The sequence below is a fragment of the Capnocytophaga sp. oral taxon 338 str. F0234 genome (assembly GCF_000192225.1).
Classification (GTDB): Bacteria; Bacteroidota; Bacteroidia; order Flavobacteriales; family Flavobacteriaceae; genus Capnocytophaga.
Genome location: NZ_GL872413.1, coordinates 996,050 through 1,011,703 on the forward strand (window position 1 = coordinate 996,050; position 15,654 = coordinate 1,011,703).

Genomic DNA, 15,654 nt, shown 5'->3' on the forward strand with positions numbered 1-15,654 from the left:
TCTGTGACTTACTCCAGCTTATCATGGATAATCCTATCCATATAATCCTGCATAAAGGCTCGCATGTCTGCGATGCCCTTTTTCATTTCTTCGTTATGAGTGATTTGGTCTTTGAGGTTATGGATAAGGTCTAAATCTTCCTTAGCATACACCCCTACCACTTTTCCTTGCAAATCAAGTACATAGATGTAATTACCTTGTATAAGCTGATAAAACTGAGTATGTGTAACAAAGGCACGAGGTATCTCATCTGCCTTATCACTCAGAAGACTACGTCCCCAAGAGCGAAAAGGTTTTTGATAGCCCATAAGATCTACCAAAGTAGGAAAAATATCTATCTGTTGGCCTAATGTATCTGAACTCCCTTGAGGAATAAGTGCTTTATTCGGGCTAAACAAGATAATAGGTAAGCGATGGTGCGCTATTTTCTGTTTGTAATAATCATAATAATCATCGGTAGTATGGTCAGAAATAATAGCAAAGATAGTATTAGCATACCAATCCTCTTTCTTAATAGTATCGAAGAATTTTAAAAGAGATAGGTCTGTATATTCTGTAACATTGTGCATAGGAATATCCCCTGTATTGAATTGGTTTTTATACTTATCAGGAACTGTATAAGGTCCATGAGAGGATAGGGTAAAGACTGTAGCCAAAAAAGGACGCTTCATTTGATTAATATTCTTGGCAAAATATTGTAAGAAAGGTTCGTCATCTATACCCCAACTACCATTGTAATAACGGTCATCATTAAATTCGGTACGTCCTAAATAGGTCTGATAACCAATTTGGTGAGTATAACCATCAAAGTTCATAGAACCATTAGTTGCCCCATGAGCAAAAAGGGTTTGATAACCCAGGGAACGTGCTATTTCAGGTAATGAAGACACCTTACGCTGGGCATAGCCCGAACGTACCCATGCCGTTTGAAAAGTAGGCATTCCTGCCGTTACTGCTGAAATTCCCTCAATAGAGTGAATACTATTGGAGAATATATTGGTAAAATAGTATCCTTGCCTAGCCAATGAATCTAAAAAAGGCGTATGGCTACGATAATTAGGAATATGAGTATGTTGGTTCATCACCCCAAAGTACTCCGCTCCCATACCTTCAAGAATAATAACCACTATATTGGGTTGATCTTTAACCTGTCGTCCATATCGTTTGATAGGCTTAATATTTTCCGCTATATAAGCATCTGTAGTAAATTTGAATTCCTTAAAGCCCTTGTTCTTACCCATGGTACGAAAGATGGTAAAAGGTGTATTTAGTAGTATATTTACCTGAGAAATATCGCGTGCATACTTACTGGCATCCATTACTGTCAGAGGAATTACTCCCGCTTTGAATGAAAACCCTCGTATCCCAAAGATAAGTGTAGGAGCCAACAGAACCAAGACTATTGCTGAGATTATAAAGTAAGGCCTTCTATGTGTTACCTCTTCTTCTCTGACTTGTACTTTCCTATAAAGGAATATCCATAACACAATTAACACTAAGAAAACAGCAAAAATAGCCCAATATTGTACCAAAAATCCAACCATGAGTGTCAGTGGATTGTGTTCGTTTTCTACCAAAGCCCAATCATTGGTCGTAAGGCGTGTTTTGTTATACGAAAAATATACAATATCTATAAAATTAAGTAGATATGCAGGTATATTACAAGCAAAATATACCCAAAAAAGTACTTTTTGAAAACTTTTCTTAGTGTTGATAAGTAGCGGTAGCACACTTAGGAAAATAAACAGCAGATTCACATAGATAATAGCTGTAGTATCAAACAACAAACCATAAAAAGCAAGACGAAAGAAATCACCTATACCCTCCACACGGAGATGTGCTTGATTAAAACAGTAAAAAGAAAGGCGTGATAAAAAATAAAATATATAAGCTAAAGTCAAACGATAAGCAAGAGCTTTGTATTCTGTAATGCGTTTCATTGTTCAAATACGGTTATATAAATCTAAATAATTCTGTGCCATTATACGGTAGTCAAACGCTGTAGCTCTATTTTTTAATCTATTGAAATAGAGTATTGGCTGTTGGTTATAAGCTGTCAATCCCTCCTTAATAGTATAAGCCATAGATTCAGGTTGAAAGTTATCAAAATAAAAAGCCTCTTCTGCTCCGATCTCAGGTAGGCTTGTACATTTACTCAAAAAAACTGGTCTGCCAAAGGCCATAGCCTCAATGGGAGGAATACCAACCCCCTCAGCTAACGAAGGCTGGCAAAGAGCTTGACAATGTTGCAAAAGAGCATTTTTTTCTTCCTCGCTGATATGGCTGAATATGTGCACTCGTTGCTCCAAACCCAATTTTGAAATATGTTCCATCAGTTCCGTAGCATAAGGTTCTTTTTTTTCAGAACATACTAAAACCAAATCTTCTTCTAAATAGGGTAAAGTCTCTATAAGGCTCTTTTGGTTCTTCTTAGAAAACAAAACACCTATATTTAGCAGATATTTTCTCTCTTTTAAGAATGAAAACTTCCCATTCAGTGGATAGTCACTATCTTCTGGGAGAGTAATACCATTGTGTATCACTACTATTTCTTTCACTTTATCCAATTGTAGAAGAGAAGTACTTTTTAGCACATTTTCCTTTACAAAATTTGAGATACACACAAGATAATCAGTGTTTTTCAAATTAGAATTAACCAGTGCAAGCATTTTTTTAAACTTGTGTTTGCTGATATCTTCATACAAAAAATTTAGATCATGTAAGGTAAGTATCTTTTGGGTATGAGTATAGTCTTTTCTAAAATAAAGAGATCTTTGATTGCTACTATGAATAATATCAAACCTTTCACTAAAAGACTCATAGAAGCGATGATAATGCTTATAAGGTATTACTTTAAGATCTGTACCTATCTCTCTGATTGATTTTAAAGTGCCAAAATATGAGAAATCTATACAAGATGGTGTATCTAAAAGTCCTTTTGTAAGATTCCTAAATACATTTGCCAAACCTGTGTTAGGATAATGTAGGCGTTCTAAGTCTATGAGTATTTTCTTGCTTGTGGCATTCATAATATCTTTTTAAACAAACGATCCCATTGCTTCACAATAGCTACTATATCATAAAGTTGTGCTTTTTTCAGTACCTTTTGTTGCATTTGTCTACGCAGTGCCGTATCTCTCATTAACAGAGAGAGTGTTTCAGCATAAGCATCTAAATCAAATGGAGTAACCAACATTCCATTTTCACCATTGGGTGAAAGTATTTCTCGTATCCCTGCTGAACTTCCAAAAGCCACAGGTATAACTCCTGCCTGTTGTGCCTCAATAAGGACTAAGGGAAATCCTTCTATTTGGGAAGACAGACAACTGATAGAGGCCTCATTATAATAAGGAAAAGTACTTTCTTGTCTTCCTAAGAAAGTGATACGTTCTAAGTTATAATCACTGGCAAGTTGTTTAAGCTTAGGTAATTCCTTTCCTTCTCCTACCAATAGAAATTCCCAATCAGGATAGTTTTTATATATTTTTCGCCATACTTCTACCAAGCGCTCTATACGTTTATCTATATAAGTCATACGTCCCACATAGAGTATTTGTTTCTTCTTATCCAACGAATATGTGCTTGGTGGAGGTTGAATACCAATAGGAATGGCTATAATTTTATTATCTTTTTTTAGCTTTAAGGCCTCTACAAGTTCTTGCTTGTAAGCCTCACATAAGACCATAAAAGCATGATAATGCCTATAGATGACTCTATACTTAGCTATTTTTATCCATTTACTAAGATGAAAAAGAGGTATTTTAAATCCCTTATACCACAAGGTATTTAGAAAATTCTTGGAGGCCTTAGCCTTTAGCTCATTCCATTTGTTTTCTGCCTGCCAAAACGTGATACCATAATGTGCAAATACACACTTACACTGAGTTTTCTTAAAGATACCTTCTCGCAAAGCACTAAAACTCTTACCTACAAAGACTAAGGCATCTATATGAAGTTCATTTACTTTGTCCGCTAAGGATACTTTAGGATGTGAAAACAATCGTGTTTTACCTATATCTACAAAAGTAATATACTGCTTATCTTCTTCACTAATCTTCTGATGATTAATTCGTGAAGAGAATACAAACACCTTATACCCCAAGTCAGTGAGGTAAGGCGCTATATTTGAGGTTACTTTCTCTCCTCCTCCATATGGATAACTCCCATGTACAAAACCAATATTAGGCATAGAACTCCCTTTCTATAGTTTACTTTTTCTTTATTTTTTCAACTTCTTCTATCACAGTATCAATAACAAATTGGACCTCCTCATCGGTAAGTTGAGGATAAATAGGCAAAGATACTTCAGATTTGAAATTATCATAGGCTTGCGGATAGTCTTTTATATCATACCCCAAATTCTTAAAGAGCGTAAGCATAGGCATTGGAATAAAATGTACCGTTACTACCACCTCTTTTTTAGCAATTTCACTAATAAGAGTATCGCGTTGTTCTTCTGTAAAGTCCTTAATACGCAGTGCATAGATATGATAGGAGGTCTCTTTTCCATTTTTTATAGACGGAGGAAGAATTGCCCAATCATACTTACGAAATGCCCTATCATATAACTGAAAGACATGCTTACGTCGTTCCAGCATTTTTTCATATTGTCGTATCTGAGCAAGTCCAATAGCAGCATTTACATCTGCCATATTTATCTTCATTCCCAGTCCTGTAATATCATATCTCCATACCCCTGCTTGGCTTTTAGTAAAGGCATCTTTTGTTTGACAATTCAGACTCATTTGTCGTAATTCCTTGTAGAGTACTTCATTATCAAAAGGAGTTGGTAAGTTCAAACAAATAGCTCCTCCTTCGGCTGTAGTAATATTTTTTACAGCATGTAATGAAAAAATAGCCACATCTGTCTCGCTTCCTGTACGTATTCCTTGTCTGTATTTACCTCCTAAGGAATGTGCTGCATCATTTAGTACAAGTATGCGACCTAATTGCTTTTGTACAGTACTTGTGGGGGTGAAAAGAGCTTGTATATCTGGAGATTTTACCAAATCCATTAGAGCATCATAATCACAAGGAAACCCTGCTATATCTACAGGGATAATAGCTTTTGTTTTAGAAGTGATCGCCTTTCTAACAGCAGCTACATTGATATCAAAATCATCATTTACATCTACCATTACAGGCGTAGCACCTGCATGAAGTACTGCCAATGCTGTAGCGCTGTAGGTATATGCTGGCACAATCACCTCATCTCCCGTCTTCACTCCTAACCATCTAAGCATTAAAATAGCTCCTGATGTCCATGAATTTACACAGAGTACTTGTGATGCTCCTGAGAATTTTCTAATCTCTCCTTCCAATGCTTTTACTTTAGCTCCAGTAGTAAGCCAGCCTGAACGTAAAGTATCTACTACTTCATTTATTACCCCCTCATCAATATAAGGAGGTGAAAATGGTATTTTCATAAAGACAAAATTATTATTAGGTGCAAAGGTACAAAAAAATAAAAATTAAATTTCAAAACACATAAAAAAATATTATCTTTGCCCTTAAAAAATGAATGCAACCTTTAACAGAAAAAGTAAGTGGCCTTATCATTACTTATAATGAGGAAAAGAATATCAAGGAAGTGTTACAATGCCTTGATTTCTGTAATGAAATTATTGTAGTAGATTCCTTTAGTACCGACCATACTGTGGCTATAGCAGAATCTTTCCCTAAAGTGAAGGTGATCCAAAATAAGTTCGAGGATTTTGCCCAGCAGCGCAATTTAGCACTTGAAAACGTCTCCAATGATTGGGTTCTTTTCTTAGATGGAGACGAACGTATTACTCCTGAACTAAAAGAGGAAATTATCCTTACGCTCAATAGCCCTGAGAAAAAAGATGCTTACTATTTCTACCGATTGTTTTTCTTTGCTGGAAAGCCTATTCACTTTTCAGGCACCCAAGGAGATCGAAATTTTCGTTTGTTCCGCAAGTCAAAATGTCACTATGTGCCTGAAAGAAAAGTGCATGAAACACTCTCTGTAGAGGGGACCATTGGGACGCTCAAGCACAAGCTATTACATTATTCGGTATCCGATTATAAGTCCTACCGAGAGAAAGCTATCCTCTATGGTAAGTTAAGAGGAGAGGAGATGTTCCTTAAGGGGAAGCGTTACAATCCGCTAAAGATGTATGTCAAAATGGCTTTTCATTTTTTCAAAACCTATATACTCAAGTTAGGTATTTTAGATGGTAAGGAGGGATTTTTACTCAGTAAAGTAAGTGCTCTCTCTGTTTATGAAAATTTCAGATCACTCAAACAACAACAAAACAAAAACAATTAGATGATAACTTTTCTACAAAAATATTTTATACTTATTCTAAATATCTTTGTTATAAGTACTATAGGAATATTCTATTTTCTTCCTTTAGACTTTAATATTTATTATACAGATTTCCCTCTGAAGTTATTCTTTAGAATCATTATCGGAATTGTTATAATAGTCTCTTGTATAGATATATTCTTCCGATGGAAAACATTAGTCCAAAACATTAGTCCTTTTAGAACCTTTATCACTATTCTTGCTTCCTTTCTAATCTGTTTGTATCCTTACAAATACAAGATGATATTAGGATTAGGAATTGTCTTACTTTTGCTGTGTCTATTCTATGGAATTTATAAAAGAACTTTTTACAGACCTCATCCTATAATGATTGCTTTCTTTCTCTTGAGTTTTGTGAAATTCTTAAGCATTTTATGGTCTGACAATTTTTCAAAATCCTTCCATCATATAGATTATTATTGTCTCTTTATTATGTTACCTATAGTAAGTTGTTTTTACAAGGTACAGAAAAAAGAACTTTACCCCTTTATCTATATTTCATTTATAGTCTTTATCAACTTAATGACGCTCAATATAGCCTCCTATATTTTCTTAGTAAAACAATATCAAAAACCTCTTTTTTCTTTTCTCTCTCTATCGAAGGGATATTTAGGGGATATTTCCTATATTGAGACTATGAAGTGGAGTGTTACTCTACATCAGAGTATGATTGGTTGGGGATTCTTATTAGTTTTTGTTATGGGTTATTGGTTATGGAGAGAGAACAAACAAAAATGGATTACCACTTGGCATATCATTTTCTATTTTACACTCCTGATAATGGTATCTTTGATTATACAAGCACGTGTAGTTATTTTAGGAATCGGGATTATTATGCTTGTGTTTTTATGGGTTGAACTGATGAAAAGGATAAAATTAAAAAAGAAGATTATTTACACAAGTTTTGCTGCTCTAATTATTTTATTTCTCCTTCCTTTTCTCATTATAAAAAAGAATAATTATTTTAATGATGAGATCAGAAATAGAATGAATATTGCTGCTTGGAATAGTTTTAAAGAGTCTCCTGTTTTTGGAAAAGGGGCAGGATCAGAAGAAAATGTTATTATAAAGGCAGGATATGATTTTCATACCTTACACAATGATTATTTAAGTACTTTAGTAGAACAAGGGTTGGTAGGATTTGTTTTTATTCTCCTATTTCATCTTTTTGTCATCTACTTTGGATTAAAGCATAAGTTTCTTTTAGGTGTTTATGTATTAATTACTTTTTTCCTATTCAACACCACAGAAGGAATTATGGGTTCACCTATTTGTATCCCCTTATTTCTATTTTGTTTATTACCTCCTGAAGATACTTCTTGCTCATCTTCTGAAAAAGAACTATCTTTGCCCTCTGATATACCAACTTAAGATACGCCATGAAAAAAGCCTATATTTTTCCTGGGCAGGGTTCCCAGTTTGTGGGAATGGGGAAGGACTTGTATGAGAGCCATCCTCTTGCCAAATCTCTCTTTGAAGAAGCTAACCATATCTTAGGCTTCGCCATTACCGAAGTCATGTTTGCTGGTGACGAAGAAGCACTCAAGCAAACGTGTGTTACCCAGCCTGCTATCTTCCTACACTCTGTCATTCAGCGCCAAGTATTGGGCGATGCCTTTACTCCCGATATGGTAGCAGGACACTCTTTGGGCGAGTTCTCCGCCTTGGTATCCAGTGGGGTACTTACCTTTGAGCAGGGCTTGCACTTGGTGGCCAAGCGTGCCGAGGCTATGCAAAAAGCCTGTGAACTCCAGCGTGGTACTATGGCCGCCATCTTAGGTCTGGACGATGCCGTGGTAGAGCAAGCCTGCAAAGATACCGAGGGGATAGTAACCCCAGCCAACTATAACTGTCCTGGACAGTTAGTTATCTCTGGCGCTTATGAGGCGGTAGAGAAGGCCTGCGAAACACTTAAAGCAGTAGGGGCAAAACGTGCCCTAATCCTGCCCGTCGGAGGCGCTTTCCACTCTTCTCTGATGAAGCCTGCCGAGGAGGAACTTGCTGCTGCTATCGGGGAAATCACTTTCCAAAAACCGCTATGTCCTATTTATCAAAATGTGACCACCACTGCTGTAACAGATCCTGATGCGATCAAGCAAAACCTCATCGCTCAGCTTACCGCTCCTGTCAAATGGACACAGAGTGTCCAGCAAATGATTGCCGATGGTGCTACCGAGTTCTATGAACTTGCTCCAGGGAAGGTGCTCCAAGGATTGGTCAAGAAAATTAATAAGGATGTGGCTGTTTTCTCTGCTTAAAAGAGAATTATGTATACATTCAGAATAATTATCTTTGCTAAGTTTTGTCAAGAATATAGAAATTAGAGAGGCTTTCACACAAAATGGAAGTCTTTTTTGAATAAGAAATATTTATGGACCCCAACCGAGAAAAATTAGTACTCCCCAATGGAGGTAAGAAACTCCTTTTGCATTCTTGTTGTGCTCCTTGTTCTGGTGGTATTATAAAATTCATTCAGGATTCTAATATAGATTTTGCTATCTTTTACTATAATCCGAATATACATCCCAAGAAGGAATACGAGATACGCAAGGAGGAGAATATTCGCTTTGCTGAAAAATGTCATGTACCTATCATTGATGCCGAGTATGATACCGATAATTGGTATGCACGTGCTAAAGGTTTAGAGTTTGAACCTGAACGGGGTATTCGCTGTACGATGTGTTTTGATATGCGTTTGGAGCGCACGGCTCTCTATGCATACGAACATGGCTTTGATGTGATTGCCACTTCACTTGGCATCTCACGATGGAAAAACCTTGACCAGGTGAATGATTCCGGAAGGCGTGCTGCTGAGAAGTATGAAGGAATTACTTATTGGGATTATAATTGGCGCAAGAAGGGAGGAAGTGCTTGTAATTTGGAAATTTGTAAGTACGAACGTTTTTATAAACAGGAATATTGTGGTTGTGCTTATTCGTTGCGTGATGCTAATCAGCATCGTTTAACAAAAGGACAAGAACGTATTCAAATTGGTGTAAAATTTTACGGAGAAGAAACTAATAATAAATAACAAGAGAATATGCAACTGATCACTTATTACCAAAACGAGTTTCTTGCCTTTATGAAAGAACATTTTGTTGAGCGAGAGCCTAAAAGTTTATATGATCCTATTCATTATATTCTTAATGTAGGAGGCAAGCGTTTGCGCCCCACTCTTACGATGCTCAGTGCTAACATCTTCGGAGAGGATTACCACAAGGCACTTTATGCTGCTCTTGCAGTGGAGATTTTCCATAACTTCTCTTTGGTACATGACGATATTATGGATGAGGCTTCCTTAAGGCGAGGTCAGCCCACAGTGCATACTAAATGGAACCTCAATACAGGTATTCTTTCTGGAGATACTATGCTTATCCTTGCTTACCAGTATTTTGAGCAGTATGAGCCAAATATTTTTCAAGAGTTAGCTAAAATTTTTAGTAAGACTGCTATTGAGGTGTGTGAGGGGCAGCAGTATGATGTGGATTTTGAAAAAGAGGTGCAAGTATCCACTGATCAATACCTCAAAATGATTGCATACAAAACAGCTGTGTTGATAGGAGCAGCGCTCAAGATGGGAGCTATTATTGCTCAAACCACTGAGGAGAATAAGCAGCAAATATATGACTTTGGTCTTGCCTTGGGTATTGCTTATCAATTGCAGGACGATTACTTAGATACCTTTGGGGATGTTTCCTTTGGTAAAAAAATTGGAGGAGATATTCTCCAGAACAAGAAAACACTCCTATACCTCAAGGCTTTAGAGAAAGGTACGCCAGTGCAAAAGCAGGAGTTATATACACTCTATACCACCCAGCCTAAAGATGAAGCTGAAAAAATCACTCGTGTAACTGAACTTTTTGTTATCACTCAAAGCCATACTTATCTTAGAGAACAAGTGGAGATCTACACCCTAAAAGCATTCACTATCTTAGATGCACTTGATGTCCCCAATGAGAAAAAAGAAATTCTAAAGGAGTTTGGGAAAAACCTTATGAATAGAACGATATAAAGGTTAATGGTTAATGGTTAATTGTCAATGATTAATGATATGGAACTTGTTATGGAGTTTTCGTTATTCATCATTATTTAGATTTAGATATGTCTTGGAATTTATCATTAATAATTTGTCATTGGTCGTTATGGCTGTTTTGTTGCTCTGTAGTAGCACAACAAACAGATTCCTATGAGGATTTTAAGAACCTTAAAGGGAAAGTGCTCTCTGTAGAAGAAAACTACTATACCTCCTTGGAGCATTACCGTAATCGTACCTATGAAAAGGAATATAAGACCTTGGAGGTTGTGAAGCGTAGCCTGACCTTTGACGATCAGGGTCGCAAGTGGATCTATCAGGAATATGATACACCCAAGCATTGCCTGATGAAAAAAGTATTCCTATACGACAGCCTTTCCCGTCCCATAGGTTATGACAAGCTTTATGACACAGCCGAACCCTCTTATAAGGAGCGAGACAACTATTGGTCGGCTGTTTATATCTATCCCAAAGATGTTCCTGACCCCAAGGCGAATATCATCTCCTCGCTTATCTATCATGGAGATTTGTTAGACGAACATCGTACTTATACTTATGATAACACGGGGATGCTCACCGAGGTGAATATCACACATGTACAGCATGATAAGGATAAGGTTTCTTCCTATGGTACCTGCCTGACTTATACCTATAACCCACAGCGGCAACTAACCAAAGTCCGTTGGGAGGCGACCTCCTCTGGTGATGTGCTATACAATGATATTTACAGATATGATGCCCAAGGAAAAATAATAAGAAAGGAATACTGGTGGGACAATACGCTTTTTATCAAATATACCTATGAGTACAACGAAAAAGGCGACCTTACTATTGAACTCAAAGAAGAAGGCGATTTTTTAGAACATCCCAAAGTCAAGCGTAAGGAGTTCTTTTATTACTCTTATATATATGATGCACATGATAACTGGATAAAAAAAATAAGTACTATTGATAGTGATATTTTCTTAATAACTGAAAGAATTATCAAGTATAAAGACTAATAACTAATATAATATGAAAAGACATCTTTTATTATTACTATTATTTTGCTCTTTATTAGGATGGTCTCAAAAGAAAAACCATTTGCAAGAAATGAAACTCAATGGAAAGGTAAAATATCTCAAAATATACGAATATAATGATGGAATTTTGGAATTAGTGAAGGAGTATTTCTTTAATCGTCAAGGAAATATTGAAAGAAATAATGTCTATGAAAAAGATAAACTGATCAGTGAGTTTATCTATTATTTTGATAAGCAAGGAAGAGTTTCTTCCTCAGATATATATTATTATGGAGATCACCCTAAAGAAGGAAGATTGGTTTACATATATGATAAAAGAGGGAATAGTATTCAGGAGGAATATTATGAAGATGATAAGCTTCAGCAATATACACAAAACAAATATGATAATGACAACCACATCATTCTTTCTACTCTTTATGTAAATGAAAAAGAATTACATCATTTTGAATTTACTTATAATGATAATAACCAATTAGTTGAAGTTAAGAGATTTGATAGTAAAAATGTATTAGAATCTATTCTCAAGAATTGCTATGACTCAGCAGGGAACCTTTATGAGAGTGATACTTACAGCGCTAAGGGTAAAGAATATTCTCAAAAAATGGAATATAATGAATATAATAATATCACTAAGGACAGATTCGTTGGAGAAAATTATACTTCAGAGAACAATTACCAATATGAATATGATTCTTATCATAACTATATAAATAAGAAAATCTCTAAAATGCAGGAGAAAAGAAATAATCTTGAAAACGTCTATCTCAAAGAACATCGTGAGATTAAGTATTATGAATAGAAAAATGATAAAATAAATAAGAGATGATCTTTTTCAGACAGCCTCTTATTTATTCTAAAGTATGCTTGTTAGTACTTTTTTACTTAACTTCTTCAAAAATAACTGATTCTGAAAATCAATAATTTATAATTTTATGGTACAAATTTGATTACTAAATATAGGTGATTTTAATTAGAAATATTCTTGGGTGTTATTATCTTTGTATTCTTTATATACCTAAAATTTTTCTAGATTTCTCAAATAACAGTTTCTTCTTTTGCGGGGATAATTTATATTTTTCTTACATAAACACATTAAAATCAGCAAGTGGATTAAAAGTCTACGTAACATCATTGTCAGAATAGTGAACTACATTTCTGAAGTATTTATCAAAAACATTATGAAAACCTTGTACCTTGAAAATATGGGAATATAACATTAGCACATCTATAGACATTACTACTGGGAGATACATCAGACCAGGAAGTTCTTGTTCAATAAGTGGCTTATACCAAGAATTGATAATATAAGATTACTAGTGGTGCGTTGATTTTTTTAAAACTATTGTAAGTAATTGATATTTAATTTTTTATAAAGGTTTTTTCTTTTAGCGATTTGAATTTATATTTTATACTGAAATTGATATAATTTATTGACATATAGCCATTTATATTATAGTGATTTTTGAAATGAGTTAAATTTGCATTTTATATAAAATGTTTTAGTATCTACTTCTTAATCTAAAAATGAATTCATATGTATTAATATTAAAAAGATAATGATAAATCCACGGACTTCGTTCATCTTCCCAAACCCACACCTCTAAATGATTCTCAAATTCTCTAATAAAATTATTCTTATTTGAAATTATCTTATTTATTTGTAAAAAACCTCCTCCTTTTTTACCATTAGGTAATATAGGCGTTGTTAGTACCTTCTCTATTTCTGCTGTAGGAGTGTATATTACAATGTTATTTGGAGCAGGGAAAGATGCTTCTGCCGTTTGATATTGAATAAAAATCTTATCTTTTTCTATAAGAACATCTCCAAATTCTTTTTTTAGAAAACATATCTCATATTTCTTATTCTTATAATTCCATTCAATAGCATCAATTGCCATTCTATTGCCAAATCGTAATGCTTGATCTTTTTCATTAGGATTTTCATAGTTGAAAAAATAATCTTTATTATTTTCTCTTTTTTTGTATAATACATTAGTAATCATATTATTCTAAGATTTTTAGATAAGGTTCTCTCTATTGTATTATTCGCTTTTTCTGCTCTAATGTTCAACTAACCAGACACCATTTTTCTTAAGATAAACAATAGGTTCTTCCTCAAATTTAAACCCTTTTATGGGAGTTCTTTCTTCCCATACATCTGTAACTTCACTTTCTTTTATTTCGTATATAGGGTCATAACCTTGCTTTGGAAAATCATTAAAGAAAATCATAGCTTCCTCTAAAGGACATAATATAAAAATATCATTTTTTATTACATTCTCTACAAAAAACTTTAATCCTTTATAAAGAGCATAATAGTAAATACTATAAGCACTTGTTATTTTTGTATTTTTGATAACTAATCCATAATAATAGTCATATTTCTTAAAATGATATTTATTTATCAAAGAAGTATCTTCTGTTATAAATAACCAATCTTTCTCTTTCTGAAGTTCTAGTAAATTATCATTCAAATAACCAAAATCTCCTTTTCTTCCTATAGTTGCCATAATTATTTTATTTTGTAAAATCTTTCAATATTGTTTTCTTCTTTAAACACTCCTATTAGTTCCTCAGTTCCATCAGGTTTAATCCTCCAAATTTCTGCTCCTATTTTTGGGGAAACACGCTTATCTAAAACATATTCAGGAACACCTAATCTACCATTATTCCCAGAAGTAAAAGGATAATTCCACAGATAAGGTAGACTCGTAGTGCATCTCCTCTTTCTAATGTTCAACTAACCAGACACCATTTTTCTTAAGATAAACAATAGGTTCTTCCTCAAATTTAAACCCTTTTATGGGAGTTCTTTCTTCCCATACATCGGTAACTTCAGTTACAAACTTATCATAGGGAACATCAACACTATTGTCGTTATAAATATGAAAACCTATTTTACGTTTTGTTTCTAAATCTGGAAATAGAATAACTGTGTTATCTGCAATATTAGATAAATCATATTTCCCATCTTTATAATTACAGTATGTTCTCACTCTATAGGCTGAACTTATTTTATTTTTAGATACATCTATAAACATTTTATCTTTGAGTTCTACTTCATCATAGTTTTTAAAACCTAATAAGTTTTTTCTTTTCTCTACTTGAATACGGTATATTCCTTTTTTAACTTCCCAAAATCGACCATCAGTGTCCAAGTACTTTGCATAGAAATCATTTTTAATTTTTAGCATATTTATTTAGATATAAATTTTCCCAAATCTTCATTATAAACTCCTCTTAATCTTTGAGTCCCATCATTAAAAACTTCCCAAATTTCATCTCCATCTGTAAATTTAATTCTTTCAGGAAGATTCCATTCAGGAACACCTAATCTACCATTATTCCCAGAAGTAAATCCTGTAGAGGTAAAAGGATAATTCCACTCGTCAAATGTTCCTCCTTTTGGAATAATAATTTTATCTGGTACTTCTGTTGATTTAAAACGTATGACCCCACAGCTACCCTCTTCTAAATAAAACTCATATTTACCATTAGATAGTTTATAGTCCAAGCGCAAACCATAATAATAGTCTTCAAAAGTTTTAAGATGCTTTGTATCAGAAGCTATAGCCACAGAACCTCCAACTTCACCTGCATACTTGCCTTCTATATATCTATTCATTGTTTCTTTAGTTACAACTTTCTGCATTAAAGTATTTTTATCAGGTTTAGGAATAGCTTTTCTTATTCTGGTAAGTTTCTTAATTTCATTAGGAGTCAAGGCATTGGCGTGTTTTTGCATCATATAATGAAAATCATCCATTGTGAGTCCTTCTTTCTTCAGTAAATTAGGAAGTATATCCGTAAATCCTTTTTCTTTAGCTATCGCTTCCTTAGTATATTTACCTATAGAAGAAGCTTCTGTGAGGGTTTTTCCTACATTTCCAATCCCTTTTCCCCATACTTTCTTAAAATTCTTGCTTAGAATGCGTTGTGATTCATTGATTGCTTTATTAGTTATTGCTAAGTCCAACAAATCCCCATACATCTTAAAGTATTGGAAACCTAAAAAGAAAGCTGAGGTGGTACCATAATAGGCTACATATTGGCTGTGTCCTCCTTGTATATCTATAGCAGAAGCCTGTCCCGCTTTTTCTCTTCGAGAAATCTCACCTAACCAGTTATTATCTGCTAAGAATGACCGTTTTTCTAAGTCTTTAATACTATAGTAATATCTATCATAAGCTCCTAAGAGTTGGAAAGCAGCCATGAAGTTCATGCGCTCTTGTAACTTGTGGGTCAGTACAAACTCTTTATCCTCC

Annotated in this window: 15 protein-coding genes; 7 read left to right on the forward strand and 8 right to left on the reverse strand. The window is 34.3% G+C overall.

Features of this window, described 5'->3' with window-relative positions; translation table 11 throughout:
* Window positions 1-8: 8 nt before the first annotated feature.
* The 4 genes from HMPREF9071_RS04610 to HMPREF9071_RS04625 are packed head-to-tail and all read right to left on the reverse strand — an operon-like array spanning window position 9 to window position 5,426.
* Entirely contained in the window at window positions 9-1,940 is a 1,932-nt protein-coding gene (locus HMPREF9071_RS04610) for an LTA synthase family protein (RefSeq protein WP_009745415.1), read from the reverse strand.
* Between the two features lie 3 nt (window positions 1,941-1,943).
* Complete coding sequence (locus HMPREF9071_RS04615) at window positions 1,944-3,029, reverse strand: glycosyltransferase family 1 protein (RefSeq protein WP_009745416.1); 1,086 nt, start codon at window positions 3,027-3,029, stop codon at window positions 1,944-1,946.
* Window positions 3,026-4,189 (reverse strand): glycosyltransferase, encoded by a 1,164-nt coding sequence (locus HMPREF9071_RS04620; protein ID WP_009745417.1) that lies wholly within the window; start codon window positions 4,187-4,189, stop codon window positions 3,026-3,028. Before HMPREF9071_RS04620 ends, HMPREF9071_RS04615 begins: the two co-directional genes overlap by 4 nt.
* 19 nt (window positions 4,190-4,208) lie before the next feature.
* A complete protein-coding gene (locus HMPREF9071_RS04625; protein WP_009745418.1) occupies window positions 4,209-5,426 on the reverse strand; it encodes a DegT/DnrJ/EryC1/StrS aminotransferase family protein in 1,218 nt (405 codons plus the stop codon).
* 95 nt (window positions 5,427-5,521) lie between these two features.
* Here HMPREF9071_RS04625 and HMPREF9071_RS04630 point away from each other — a divergent pair, with 95 nt between their 5' ends.
* The 7 genes from HMPREF9071_RS04630 to HMPREF9071_RS04660 all read left to right on the forward strand — a co-directional run bounded on the left by HMPREF9071_RS04630 (window position 5,522) and on the right by HMPREF9071_RS04660 (window position 12,188).
* Complete coding sequence (locus HMPREF9071_RS04630; RefSeq protein WP_009745419.1) at window positions 5,522-6,292, forward strand: glycosyltransferase family 2 protein; 771 nt, start codon at window positions 5,522-5,524, stop codon at window positions 6,290-6,292.
* A gap of 471 nt (window positions 6,293-6,763) precedes the next feature.
* The gene (locus tag HMPREF9071_RS04635; RefSeq protein ID WP_253908258.1) at window positions 6,764-7,702 is read left to right on the forward strand and encodes an O-antigen ligase; all 939 of its coding nucleotides are present in this window, start codon (window positions 6,764-6,766) and stop codon (window positions 7,700-7,702) included.
* 8 nt (window positions 7,703-7,710) lie between these two features.
* Entirely contained in the window at window positions 7,711-8,589 is an 879-nt protein-coding gene (gene fabD, locus HMPREF9071_RS04640) for an ACP S-malonyltransferase (RefSeq protein WP_009745421.1), read from the forward strand.
* Between the two features lie 113 nt (window positions 8,590-8,702).
* The gene (locus tag HMPREF9071_RS04645) at window positions 8,703-9,362 is read left to right on the forward strand and encodes an epoxyqueuosine reductase QueH (RefSeq protein ID WP_009745422.1); all 660 of its coding nucleotides are present in this window, start codon (window positions 8,703-8,705) and stop codon (window positions 9,360-9,362) included.
* 9 nt (window positions 9,363-9,371) lie between these two features.
* Window positions 9,372-10,343 carry a polyprenyl synthetase family protein gene (locus HMPREF9071_RS04650; protein WP_009745423.1) on the forward strand — a complete coding sequence of 324 codons (972 nt, stop codon included), beginning with the start codon at window positions 9,372-9,374 and terminating at the stop codon, window positions 10,341-10,343.
* Between the two features lie 89 nt (window positions 10,344-10,432).
* The gene (locus HMPREF9071_RS04655; RefSeq protein WP_009745424.1) at window positions 10,433-11,365 is read left to right on the forward strand and encodes a hypothetical protein; all 933 of its coding nucleotides are present in this window, start codon (window positions 10,433-10,435) and stop codon (window positions 11,363-11,365) included.
* A 13-nt stretch (window positions 11,366-11,378) separates the two neighbouring features.
* Window positions 11,379-12,188 carry a hypothetical protein gene (locus tag HMPREF9071_RS04660; RefSeq protein ID WP_009745425.1) on the forward strand — a complete coding sequence of 270 codons (810 nt, stop codon included), beginning with the start codon at window positions 11,379-11,381 and terminating at the stop codon, window positions 12,186-12,188.
* Between the two features lie 700 nt (window positions 12,189-12,888).
* Here HMPREF9071_RS04660 and HMPREF9071_RS04665 read toward each other — a convergent pair.
* From HMPREF9071_RS04665 to HMPREF9071_RS12470, 4 genes are all read right to left on the reverse strand, one after another.
* A complete protein-coding gene (locus HMPREF9071_RS04665; RefSeq protein WP_009745426.1) occupies window positions 12,889-13,392 on the reverse strand; it encodes a hypothetical protein in 504 nt (167 codons plus the stop codon).
* 57 nt (window positions 13,393-13,449) lie between these two features.
* Window positions 13,450-13,899 carry a hypothetical protein gene (locus HMPREF9071_RS04670; protein WP_009745427.1) on the reverse strand — a complete coding sequence of 150 codons (450 nt, stop codon included), beginning with the start codon at window positions 13,897-13,899 and terminating at the stop codon, window positions 13,450-13,452.
* A gap of 219 nt (window positions 13,900-14,118) precedes the next feature.
* The gene (locus HMPREF9071_RS04680) at window positions 14,119-14,583 is read right to left on the reverse strand and encodes a hypothetical protein (RefSeq protein WP_009745429.1); all 465 of its coding nucleotides are present in this window, start codon (window positions 14,581-14,583) and stop codon (window positions 14,119-14,121) included.
* 2 nt (window positions 14,584-14,585) lie between these two features.
* Entirely contained in the window at window positions 14,586-15,611 is a 1,026-nt protein-coding gene (locus HMPREF9071_RS12470; RefSeq protein ID WP_009745430.1) for a hypothetical protein, read from the reverse strand.
* Between the last annotated feature and the right edge of the window lie 43 nt (window positions 15,612-15,654).